This window comes from Nonomuraea sp. N2-4H (genome assembly GCF_045291505.1).
Taxonomy (GTDB): domain Bacteria; phylum Actinomycetota; class Actinomycetes; order Streptosporangiales; family Streptosporangiaceae; genus Nonomuraea; species Nonomuraea fastidiosa.
Genome location: NZ_CP147987.1, coordinates 1,845,302 through 1,856,900, shown reverse-complemented (window position 1 = coordinate 1,856,900; position 11,599 = coordinate 1,845,302). Strand labels below are relative to the sequence as shown.

Annotated in this window: 11 protein-coding genes; all 11 read right to left on the bottom strand. The window is 71.3% G+C overall.

Annotated features, from left to right (window positions below; translation table 11 throughout):
* Nucleotides 1-8: 8 nt before the first annotated feature.
* A complete protein-coding gene (locus tag WBK31_RS08435) occupies nucleotides 9-284 on the bottom strand; it encodes a hypothetical protein (RefSeq protein WP_364065855.1) in 276 nt (91 codons plus the stop codon).
* A gap of 44 nt (nucleotides 285-328) precedes the next feature.
* On the bottom strand, nucleotides 329-1,168 hold the full coding sequence (gene pssA, locus WBK31_RS08430; RefSeq protein ID WP_364065858.1) for a CDP-diacylglycerol--serine O-phosphatidyltransferase: 840 nt from the start codon (nucleotides 1,166-1,168) through the stop codon (nucleotides 329-331).
* Nucleotides 1,155-1,766: a phosphatidylserine decarboxylase gene (locus tag WBK31_RS08425; protein WP_364065861.1), complete on the bottom strand. Its 612-nt coding sequence runs from the start codon at nucleotides 1,764-1,766 to the stop codon at nucleotides 1,155-1,157. Before WBK31_RS08425 ends, pssA begins: the two co-directional genes overlap by 14 nt.
* Nucleotides 1,767-1,904: 138 nt before the next feature.
* A complete protein-coding gene (locus WBK31_RS08420; RefSeq protein ID WP_406674577.1) occupies nucleotides 1,905-2,888 on the bottom strand; it encodes a TerC family protein in 984 nt (327 codons plus the stop codon).
* 940 nt (nucleotides 2,889-3,828) lie between these two features.
* A complete protein-coding gene (locus WBK31_RS08415) occupies nucleotides 3,829-4,194 on the bottom strand; it encodes a glycosyltransferase family 4 protein (RefSeq protein WP_406675463.1) in 366 nt (121 codons plus the stop codon).
* Nucleotides 4,134-4,886 carry a glycosyltransferase family 4 protein gene (locus WBK31_RS08410; protein ID WP_406674576.1) on the bottom strand — a complete coding sequence of 251 codons (753 nt, stop codon included), beginning with the start codon at nucleotides 4,884-4,886 and terminating at the stop codon, nucleotides 4,134-4,136. Before WBK31_RS08410 ends, WBK31_RS08415 begins: the two co-directional genes overlap by 61 nt.
* Before the next feature lie 125 nt (nucleotides 4,887-5,011).
* On the bottom strand, nucleotides 5,012-6,619 hold the full coding sequence (murJ, locus tag WBK31_RS08405) for a murein biosynthesis integral membrane protein MurJ (protein WP_406674575.1): 1,608 nt from the start codon (nucleotides 6,617-6,619) through the stop codon (nucleotides 5,012-5,014).
* Nucleotides 6,620-6,706: 87 nt separating this feature from the next.
* Nucleotides 6,707-7,567, bottom strand: a complete 861-nt coding sequence (locus WBK31_RS08400) for a hypothetical protein (RefSeq protein WP_364065870.1) — start codon at nucleotides 7,565-7,567, stop codon at nucleotides 6,707-6,709.
* Nucleotide 7,568: 1 nt separating this feature from the next.
* Nucleotides 7,569-8,549: a copper transporter gene (locus WBK31_RS08395; protein ID WP_364065873.1), complete on the bottom strand. Its 981-nt coding sequence runs from the start codon at nucleotides 8,547-8,549 to the stop codon at nucleotides 7,569-7,571.
* Complete coding sequence (steA, locus tag WBK31_RS08390) at nucleotides 8,546-9,742, bottom strand: putative cytokinetic ring protein SteA (protein ID WP_364065876.1); 1,197 nt, start codon at nucleotides 9,740-9,742, stop codon at nucleotides 8,546-8,548. The genes WBK31_RS08395 and steA overlap by 4 nt, the downstream gene beginning before the upstream one ends.
* Before the next feature lie 73 nt (nucleotides 9,743-9,815).
* Complete coding sequence (gene recN / locus WBK31_RS08385) at nucleotides 9,816-11,525, bottom strand: DNA repair protein RecN (protein WP_364065879.1); 1,710 nt, start codon at nucleotides 11,523-11,525, stop codon at nucleotides 9,816-9,818.
* Nucleotides 11,526-11,599: the final 74 nt, after the last annotated feature.

Below are 11,599 nucleotides of genomic sequence, written 5' to 3'. Positions count from 1 at the left end.
CTAGGGGATCAGCGGCGGGCGGCCAGCACGTGCGCGATGCGCTCGGCCGCCAGGGCGGGATCGTCGGCGAGCCCGACGAGCTCGCCCCACGACCATCGGAAGAACCAGCCGTCCGGCAGGGCCGCGCAGTCCACGGTCTCGGCCATCAGCGCCGCGTCGGGGTGGCTGACGCGCAACGCGGGCGGGTCCGGCCGCAGCACGGCCGTCAGCCCGCGTTGTTCCAGCTCCGTGGCCAGCTTGCCGAGATAGTACGTACGCGTGTGCTCGCGCGGCGCAGCCGACATGGCTCCATCAAAGCCGAAATAAGACGAAAAATCCCGTCAGCCGCTCATTGCAGGCCGGAACGGCCGAGACGAGCGGCTTCCTTGCGCTGCTCGCGCTTGTAGAACAGCACCCGCAGCGGGATCGCCGCGACGAGCGCGATCTGCATGGTGGCCCCGATCTTGATCGGCATGTCGCCGCCCTCGGGCCAGGCCACCCAGAACGTCAGGAACGCGACGTTCACCATGATCCAGCCGAGGACCACCGCGGCGAGCTGCCCCTTCGGCTTGGGGTACTCGATGCGGCTGACCATCAGCCAGGCCACCCCGAGCACGGCCAGCAGCGACCAGATGCTCGGCTGGAACAGCAGCACGATGGAGATCACGGTCATGGCGCCCATCGGGATGGGCAGCCCCATGAAGTCGCCGCTCTTGGTCTTGACGCAGGCGAACCTGGCCAGGCGTACGACGCCGGCGACCAGCACGGCCGCCGCCGCGGCCAGCACGGCCGTGAACGGCACCGACTCCGGCACGCCGATGCCCCAGATGACGACCATGAAGGCGGGCGCGAAGCCGAAGCTGATGACGTCGGCCAGGTTGTCGAGCTCGGCCCCCATGGCGGAGGCGCGGAAGCGGCGCGCCACGAGCCCGTCGAACAGGTCGCAGGTGGCGCCGATGAGCAGCAGCACGATGGCGGTGGCGAAGTAGCTCGGCGCGGGCGTGAACCGGCCGCCGTCTACCTGGAGCTGCTGGATGGCGGAGTAGGCCAGCACGCAGACCGCGAGGAATCCGCAGACGGCGTTGCCCAGCGACAAGGAGTCGGCAGCGGACAGACGGAACGCCTTGCCGACGGGTCCGCGAGGTTCTTCCTCTTCAGCTCGCCAGCTACCGGCGTCAGCCGTGGTCAATTCTGGTCACCCCCGCAACCGTCTTGTCGCCCACGGACACCGCGGGAGAAATCCCTTCGGGAAGGTAGATGTCGACCCGGGACCCCAACCTGATCAGCCCGATCCGCTCGCCCTGCTCGACCGTCGCACCGGCACTCAGGTACGGCACGATCCTGCGCGCAACGGCGCCCGCGATCTGCACCATCTCGATGTCGCCCAGCGCGGTCTCGAAATGCCACACCACGCGCTCGTTCTGGTCGCTGTCCTTGTTGAACGCCGGCAGGAACCCACCTGCCACATGCTGCACGGAGGTGACTTTTCCCGCAAGAGGGGCACGATTGACGTGCACGTTCAGCGGGTTCATGAAAATGGCGACCCTGGTGCGGCCGTCGGGCCACGGATCGATGCTCTGCACCACGCCGTCGGCGGGCGACAGAATGCGACCCTCGCCGATCGTACGGTCCGGGTCGCGGAAGAACCAGAGCATGCCTCCGGTGAGCGCGCTCAGCGGCACCGCCGCGAGCGCCCATCGCCGGTCTCGGAGCGTCAGCAGAGCGGTGGCGGCCGCCGTGGCGGCCGTCGGGAGGAGCCACGGGGAGACCCCGCGCGCGAGCCTCATACGGCCCGGCTTAGCAGAATCGTCTGACACGTACAACCTTTGGTGGTGACTGGATTGGGCGCTTTGCCGTGATGCTACAGAACTAGCAACTATTACACGGCATAACTACACAAGCAAAGCGCCTCGAAGCCCCACGCGCTAGACCTGCTCCGGGTGCGACTCCTTGCCCTTTCGTGCGTCGATACGGGCTTTGATCAGGCTGGCCACGGTGGTAATGACCATGGTGGTGCCGATGACCGAGAGCGACACCCAGATGGGAATTTCGGGCGCCCAGGAGACATCGCTGGAGTGCAACGCCTCCAATACGAGCTTAACCCCGATGAACCCCAGGATGAACGCCAAACCGTAGCTGATGTAGACGAGCCGCTGCAGCAGACCGCCCAGGAGGAAGTAGAGCTGACGCAGCCCCATCAGGGCGAACGCGTTGGCGGTGAAGACGATGAAGGGGTCCTTCGTGAGACCGAAGATCGCCGGAATCGAGTCGAGCGCGAAGAGCAGGTCGGTGGTGCCGATGGCGACCATGACGATGAGCATGGGGGTGACCATGCGCTTGCCGTCGATTTTGGCGGTGATCTTGGAGCCGACGTAGCCCTCGGTGGTGGGGAAGGCCCGGCGCACCCAGCGCAGCAGGATGTTCTCGTTGAACTCCTCTTCCTCGCCCTTGAGATGCTGGCGGACGATGTTGACCGCCGTGTAGATGAGGAACGCGCCGAACACGTAGAACAGCCAGCTGAACCGCTCGAGCGCGGCGGCACCGAGCGCGATGAACACGCCGCGCATCACGAGCGCGAGCAGGATGCCGACGAGCAGCACCTTGTGCTGATACACCTTCGGCACCGCGAACCGGCTCATGATGATGAAGAAGATGAACAGGTTGTCGACGCTCAGGCTGTACTCGGTGATGTAACCGGCGAAGAACTCACCCGCGCGATCGGGGCCGGAGGTGAACCACAGCAACACGCCGAACAACACGGCGAGGATCACATAGAAGGTGACCCAGTAGCCGGCTTGGCGCATGGAGAACTCGCGGGCTTCACCACGGTCGACGATCCACAGGTCAACGGCGAGGACCAGCAGCAGACCACCGATCACGGCGATCCAGGCCCACAAAGGTTCAGTCACAAAGACCCTCCGGCATGCACGCTTCATTGCCGGAGGTCTCTCCCGCCCGCGTTCGCCTGCGGACCGGCAGCCCCGGGGGCCCCGTGGAGTGGGGCTGCACCGTGATGACGAGGCTGTCGCGAAGGGATACTCCCCTCCCTAACCCACGCAGTATACGAGAACGCCTCGACCGCACCTAATCCTCCTCCGCCCCCACTCCCACCCCGCCCGCTCACCAGCGCACCTCTCGAACCCCACCTCCACCAAACCTCCCACCGAACGGCACCGCCACTGCCCCCAGAGTGACGCCCCCTTCACGGAGGGCCACATTTTCCGACCATGTGACTCTCACCACGCCGCGACGGGCACCGTTGGCACACGGGTGAAGCCGGTGGTCACGTCCAGGGGCGCGAGCGCAGCCCGCGGACGCAGACGCAGGTTGCGGACGCGGACACAGCCTGCAGGCCCAGGGCACGAGCCCAGCCCGAGGCACAAGCTGACTCCACGGCGCGGGGACCGACCCACGCAACACAAGCGATCCCACAGCGCGGGCCGACCCGCACGAGACGGGCCGGACCCACAGCACACACAGCCGCAGCCCAAGCGGGCCCAGCCGCGCAACGCGGCACGCTCACAGCGCGCGGTTCCGACGCCGACAGCCCAACAGGGGCACTCAGCCTCACCGCAGAGACCAGCGCCGCGACGCAAGCGGGCTCCACGGCGCCAGCCGCCGCCTCTCTAACGCGGGTGAGCCCCACAGACCGCTCCCTACGACACGGAGTGGAGCGACGGCACGAAGGAGGAGCGGAGAGCACGAGGTACTCCTCGCAGCCGGACTGGCCGTCTCCTTCGACGCGGTGTCGAGCCGCAGGGGCGCGGGCCCAGGCTCGCAGCGCGGGCCCAGGCTCGCAGCGCGGGCCCAGGCTCGCAGCGCGAGCGAATTCGGCGAGCGGTCCGCCCCTCAGGGCTCGTAGACCGCGAGCACGCTCTCCACCACGTCGTCCGCACCCGGCATCTCATCCCCGCGCCGCCGCGCCGCCTCCGCCAGCGTCCGCGCCTCCTCCAGCGAGGCGAGCAGCCGCCGCACGGCGGCGCGGAAACCGGCCACGTCTCCGTACGGCACCAGGATCCCCGCGTCCCCCAGGATCTCGGGGATGCCGCCGACCTTGGAGGCGATGGCCGGCGTGCCGGTCATGAGCGCCTCCCTGAGCGTGAGCGGCTGCCCTTCCCAACGGCTCGGCATCACCAGTGCCGTGGCGGCGCGCATCAGGTCGGGCACGTCGTCGCGGTTGCCCAGCAGCCGTACGGGCAGGCTCTCGGCGTCGATCCGGCGCTGCAGTTCCCCCGCAGCGGCCCCTCGCCCGCCACCACGAACAGCGGCTCGCCCTCCCACGGCCCCGCCGCCACGTCGAGCAGTGTCTCCAGCCCTTTCTGCTGGGCCAGCCGGGCGACGGTGAGCAGGATGGGGCGATCGCCCGCGCCCAATTCGTCTTTGATCTCCTGAACGGTCCGCTTGGCCGGAGCGGGTGGGGACGCGGCCACCAGAGCCGGCCGTACGTCACGGGCGCCCAGCCGGGTCATGCGCTCGCCGAGATCGGGCGAGACCACCAGCACCACCCCGGCGCGCCGCGCGACGATCCGCTCCAGCACGCCGTAGACCAGCCCCACGAACCCTCCGGCGGTCAGCGCGTTGTGCAACGTCACGATGAGCCGTCCGGGCCCACCGGGCAGCCCGGCCAGGGCCCCGGCGCGCAGGCCATGGGCGTGGACGACATCGGCGCCCCTGGTCAGCCGCCGGACGGCGAGCACGGCACGCGAGTCGTTCAGCGGATGCGGCCGGTCGGAGACCGCCACCTCGGCGAAGCGAGCGCCCGCGGCCCCGAACGAGAACTGCTCCTCGACGCTGCGCGGCCCGATCACCAGCACCTGGTGCCCGCGCCGTACGAGCCCCTCCACCAGCATCAGGACGTGCCGCCCGGTGCCACCGGACGTGGTGCCCAGCACGAAAGCCACCCGCACGACAAGCTCCTCCCTCTCACTCACACGCCCGGCCCAGACCCCTCGCTCACACCCCAGGCCCGAAGCCGTCGCTCACACGCCCGGCCCGGACTCCTCACTCACGCGCCAGGCCCGAGCCTCGAAACTCACACGCCCGCGCCGGACCCGCCGCGCCGCAGCATCCCGGCCACCGAGGCGGCGTCAGGCCGGTCGACGACGGCCACGACCGCCACCCCGGACACCAGCGCCACCACCGCCCCGAGCACGGCGGCCCCAGCGTTCGCCCAGAGGGAGACGGCCCCCAGCAGGCCGACGACCGCGGCCCCGGCCAAGAACCCGGCCACTCCCCCGGCCACCGCCGCCCCCAGCGCGCGGGGCAGTCCGGCCGCCGCCGCACCGCCCCTGGTGCGTACCACGAACGCCAGCAGCAGCCCGCCGCCCACGCTCATGCCGATGCTCATGCCGAGCGCCATCGCCGCGATGCCCCACCCGGCGGGCAGCACGAGCACGAGCACGGTCTGGGCCACCATGACCACGAGCCACCCGGCGACGGTGCCGGTGGCGACCGCGCGGCCCTGACCGGCGGCGTACAGGACGCGGCTGAGGTGGGCGATGAGCCCGTAGCCGATGAGGCCGGGCGCGAACAGCGCGATGGCGGCGGCCAGCTCGCCCGCGGGCACGTCGCTCTTGTCGGCGAGGAACACGACCGCGCCGGGCCCCGACGCCGCCGCGAGCACGCCGGCCGCCAGCCCGGAGACCAGCACGACGGCCCTGGTGGTGCGGGCGGCCAGCGCCGCGAACGCCTCCGGCTCGCCGGCCTGCGCGGACAGCCGGGGGAACGCGCTGGTGGCGATGGGCACGGCGAGCACCGCGTACGGCACCAGGTAGATCGCCCACGCGTAGTTGTAGGCCGCGATGGCCCCGCCGCCGACGACCTTGTTGGCCAGCAGCAGCGCCACGGCCATGGCCGCCTGCTGGGCCAGCAGCCCCGCGATGCCGGCCAGCGCGAGCCTGCGCACCTGCCCGGCCACCCCGGCGGGGAACCGTAACGTCGGCCGCCACCGCAGCCCCAGCCGCCCGACGGGCCCGATGACGGTCAGCACCAGCGACAGCACGCCGAGGCTGGTGCCGACCGACAGCACCAGCTCGCCCGCCATCGGCAGCCCTTCGAGGTCGCGGTGCCCGCCGCCGAGCGGCACGAACAGCAGGTACGCGACGATGACGACGATGCTCGACACCAGCGGCGCGACGGCGGGCCCGGCGAAGCGGTCGCTCGCCTGGAGCACGCCGTAGAGCACCACGGCCACGCCGTACAGCGGGATCTGGGGTGCGAAGACGACCAGCATGCGGGTGGCGACCTCGCCGAGCGCGGCGAGCTGGCCGGTGCAGCCGTCAACATCACCGCCGAGGAACAGCCCGACGACCGGGCCCGCGAGCAGCGCGATGAGCACCGCGACCGGGACGAGCACGACCAGCACCCAGGTCAGCAGCGCCGACCCGATGCGGCCGGCCCGCTCGCGCGGCACCCCGGCGAGCACGGGCACCACCATGCCCGCGAGCGCGCCGCCGACGACCACCTCGAAGACGATGTTGGGGATCTGGTTGGCCGTCATGTAGGCGGTGGCCAGGCAGTTGGTGCCGACGGTCTGGGCGAAGGCGTACTGCTTGGCGAATCCGGTGACGCGCGCCAGCACGGTGATCGCCCCGATGAGCATCGCGCCGCCCGCGACGCCCCTCGCCGTCACCAGACCCACCCGGCCTCCCCCGAACGCGCAACCGAACCAACGTACGCAGACATCCTGGCAGGCCGGACCGACAATCGCGTCTTCAGGGAAGGGACCTCAGGCGGGGTCGACGGGGCGGCGGCCGAGCATGTCGATGCGGTTGAGCACCGGGTTGCCGGCGATGACCTTGGTGAAGCTGACCTTCTCCGCGGCGGCCGTCAGGGCGACGACGGTGCCGAGCAGGACGTACCGGCCGGGCTTGCCGAGCTTGGTGACGGCGGCGAGGCCGAGCAGCGCGCCGAGGGCGTTGGCGCCGGCGTCGCCGAGCATGGCGCGCTCGCCGAGGTCGTCGGGCAGCAGCGCGGCGGCGGCGCCCAGCGGCACGGCGGCCAGCGCACCGGCGGCGGGCTGGTCGCGGAAGAGCGCGGCGGCCAGCAGCGGGCCGCCGGTCAGCAGGCCGACCTTGATGGCGCGGCCGGGACGCAGGTCGAAGAGGTTGGCGAGGTTGGCGGAGCCGGCGATGGCCGCGCCGTTGACCAGCGTGTCGACCGGGCCGCGGGAGACGAGCGCGGCGGCGCCCAGCCCGGTCGCGCCGATGCCGAGGATCTTGACCGCGCCACTGGTGACCTCACCGCGGGCCAGCGCGCTCAGGTGACCCTTGAAGCCCTTGGACGCGGTGGTGCCGTAGAGGTCGTCGTACGCGCCGAGCACGCCGCTGCCGGTGCCCGCGAGCAGCGCGGCGGCGCGCTGGCGCGGGGTGAGGCCGGGCGTGAGCGCGGCGGCGGCGCCGGCACCGGCCACGAACGCGGGGCCTTCGAGCAGCGTGATGGGCTCGCCGCGGTGGTTCTTCCTGGTCCAGCGGCCGGTCAGGTCGGCGGGCCGGTTACGGGTGAAGGCGGTGTAGGCGACGCGCGCGGCCACGGCGCCGATGGCGGCGCCGGCCAGCGCACCTAGCAGGCCACGAGCCCGGCTGGGCATGTCAGCTCCCTGATTCGGTGGTGGGGGATGGGGTGGGGGCCGCCGCCTCGGCTGGGATGGGGCCAGAGGCCCCCTTGCCGTTGCCGTACTGGCCGGCCCGCCCGGACAGCTGTTCCTGCAGAGAGTAGACGATCGCGACCCGCCCGAGCGGCATGTCGGCCGTGTCGACGCCGCTCACCCGCTTGGAGATCTCGCTCTCGTCCCGCAGGGCCGTGATGACGTCGCCCGGCGTGACCGTGGCGGCGACGGTGCCGGCCAGCACCGCGCCCTTGCCCGCGCCGTCGAAGCCGTTGGCGACGGAGACCAGCGCGCCCGCCTGCGTCTCGGCGCTCTCCCCCTCGTACGGCCGCTCGGGCGCGAACATGACGGCGAGCGTGGCCCGCTTGCCCGGGTCGCCGTCGACGGTGAGCAGCCCGCCCGCCTCGAACGCGCCGACGACGTCGGCGGTGGCGGTGTTGGCCGTGCCGGCCTGGGCGGGGTCGTTGGTGACCAGCGCGGCGGCCAGCAGCGCGGCGGCTCTGTCCCAGGCGGTGGCGGTGGCGGGGAAGACCATGTTGACCGGCTTGAGCTGGTTGACCAGGCCGTCGAGCACGCCGGTGCCCTTGGGGTCGAGGAACTTCTCGGTGAACGTGATGCGGCCGGAGATCTCCGCCCCGGCCTGGCCGAGCACCTGCTGGGCGGCCTCGCGCCAGGCGGTGCTGGAGCCCGGCGTCTCGATCAGCAGCACGCGCTGGCCGGTCAGGTCGCCGGCGACCAGCTCGGGCGTCACGGCGGTGATGAAGGCGTCGTTGCCGGCCTCGCGGCCCTGGAGCGTGTCGATCTGGGCGCGCAGCTCCTCCTTCGTCTTGGTGAGCTGCGCGGTGAGCTCCTGGGCGGACTTGACCGCGGGCTCCTGCAGCAGCGTCGTGCCCAGCACGATGCCCACCGCGAGCGCCAGGAAGATCGCGACGATGGAGACGAGGTGATAGCGGAAATCGATCACGAGAAGAGTCCGACCAGCCAGAAGATGAACGCGTTCCAGACGTCTTGCAGGCCGTTCAGCCAGGTCTGGCCGAGTGGCGACATGAAGAGCGCGACCCCCATGGTGATCAACGCGGTGATCACCAGCAGGAGCAGTTGTGATGTGGTGATGCGGCTGCGGTAGAGCCGGCTGACGCCCTTGGCGTCGATGAGCTTGCTACCGATGATAAGGCGGGTGAGGAACGTGCTGGCCATGCCCGAGCGGCCCTTGTCGAGGAACTCCTCCAGCGTGCCGTGGGTGCCGACGGCGACGATCAGCTCGGCGCCCTTGTCGTCGGCCAGCAGCATGGCGATGTCCTCGCTGGTGCCGGTGGCGGGGAAGATCACCGCTTCCCTGCCGAGCTGGTGCACGCGCTCAAGGCCGGGGGCCCGGCCGTCGCGGTAGGCGTGCACGACCAGCTCCGCGCCGCAGGTCAGCGCCTTGGTCGAGACCGAGTCGAAGTCGCCGACGATCACGTCGGGCATGTAGCCCGCCTCCAGCAGCGCATCCGCGCCGCCGTCGACGCCGACGAGGACGGGACGGTATTCGCGGATGTACGGGCGGAGGGTGGCGATGTCCTCCTTGTAGTGGTAGCCGCGCACCACGATGAGGACGTGGCGGCCCTCCATGGACGTGCGGATCTCGGGCACCCCGACGCCGTCGATGAGCAGCTTGCCCTCGCCGCGCACGTACTCCATGGTGTTGACGGCGAACGCCTCGATCTGCACGGCCAGCCCGGCGCGGGCCTCGGCCATGGCCGCCTCGACGGTCTCGAGCGTCTGCTCGACGCCCTTGCCGATCACGTCGTCGTCCAGATAGACGACGCCGTCGCAGACGCGTACGACGTCGCCGTCCTTGACCCGCTCGAACAGCTCGGGGCTGGCGTTGTCGATGAACGGCACACCGGCCTCGAGCAGGATCTGCGGACCCAGGTTGGGATAGCGGCCGCTGATGCCGCTCGCGACGTTGACCACGGCGGAAGCACCGCACGCGACAAGCGCCTCCGCGCTGACCCGGTCGACGTCGACATGGTCGATGATCGCAATCTCGCCGGGCTGGAGGCGTTTCGTCAGCCTCTTGGTGCGCCGGTCGATCCTCGCCACTGCCGTTATACCGGGAAGGTCCCCGACCTTCCTGCCGCGGAGGCCCGGCCTCTTGCTTCCCGGAACCTTCATCAAGACCATCCTGCCAGAGGGAAACACCACGGAGGCCACGCATGACGCGGCGTGTCCGCTATGTCACCCAGCATCACCTGTCCGCCGCGGCCAGGCCGAGCAACTCCTCCGCGTGAGCTCTGCCCAGCTCCGAGTCTTCCATGCCCGCGAGCATGCGGGACAGCTCGCGTACGCGGCCCTCGTGGTCGAGGGTCACCACGCCGCTGCGCACGATGCTGCCGTCGCTCGACTTCTCCACCACCAGATGCTGGTCGGCGAACGCGGCGACCTGCGGCAGGTGCGTCACCACGATGACCTGCGCGGTGCGGGCCAGCCGGGCGAGCCTGCGGCCGATCTCGACCGCCGCCTTGCCGCCGACCCCCGCGTCGACCTCGTCGAAGACGAACGTCGGCACCGGGTCGGCGCCCGCGAACACCACTTCGATGGCCAGCATGACGCGGCTCAGCTCGCCGCCCGACGCTCCCTTGGTGAGCGGCAGCGGCGGCGCGGCCGGGTGCGCGGCCATGCGCAGCTCCACCTCGTCGCGGCCCTCGGGGCCGAACTCCGCGCTCTGCGTCACCTCGACCACGACCCTGGCGTGCGGCATGGCGAGCGCGGTCAGCTCTTCCGTGACCGCCTTGCCGAACCGCTCGGCGGCCGCCTTGCGCACCTCGGTGAGCCGGTCGGCCAGCTCGGTGAGCCGCTCGGTCAGCTCGTCGTACTCGCGGGTCAGCTCGTCGATGCGCTCGTCGTCGCCCTCCAGCTCGGCCAGGCGGGCGGCGGCCTGCTGCGCCCAGGCCAGCACCGCCGCGCTGTCCTCGCCGTACTTCCTGATCAAGCCGGACAGGACGGAACGCCGCTCCTGCACCGCCGCCAGCCGGGCCGGGTCCGCCTCGACCGACTCGGCGTAGGCCGCGAGGTCGGTGGCCACGTCGGAGATGAGGTATCCGGCCTCGGCCAGCCGGTCGGCCACCCCGGCGAGCCTGGGGTCGAAGTCGCGTACGGCCTCCACGGCCGCCCGCGCCTCACCCAGCAGCCCGATCACGTCGCGCGGGCCGCTCGCCGCCTCCATCGGGTCGCCGAGCAGCGCGGTGTGCGCGGTCGTCGCGGCGCTGCGCAGCGCGTCGGCGTGGGAGAGCCGCTCCTCCTCCTCGCGCAGCTCCTCGTCCTCGCCCGGCTTCGGATCGACCTTCTCGATCTCTTCCAGCCCGAAGCGCAGCAGGTCGGCCTCCTGCGCCCGCTCGCGCGCCTTGGTCGTCAGCTCCTCAAGCTGCGCGGCCACCTGCTTGTGCCGCTTGTACGTCTGCGCGTACTCGCGCATCGGCTTGACCAGCTCGTCGCCGGCGTAGCGGTCGAGCGCGGCGCGCTGCCTGGCCGGCTGCAGCAGCCGCTGCTGGTCCATCTGCCCGTGCACCGCCACCAGGTCGTCGGCCAGGTACGTCAGCGTGCCCACCGGCACCGTGCGGCCACCCAGCCAGGCCCTGGACCTGCCCTCGGCCGAGACCGTACGCGAAATGATCAGCTCGCCGTCCTCGACCTGGCCGCCGATGTCCTCCACCTGCTGCGCGACGCGCCCGCCCGGCTCGATGATCAACGTGCCTTCGACAGTCGCGCGGTCGGCTCCAGGCCGCACCCGCGCCGGGTCCGCCCGGCCGCCGAACAGCAGCCCGAGCCCGGTCACGACCATCGTCTTGCCCGCGCCGGTCTCGCCGGTGACCACGTTGAAGCCAGGCGAAAGCTCGAGCACGGCCTCGTCGATGACGCCGAGCCCCTGGATGCGGACCTCCTCGACCCTGGGTCGCACTGCCCACTCCCGTTCACTGCCGTGTCTGACGCCGCTGTCGCGGTCGATCGTGCTGACCACGCGATCCTACGCGC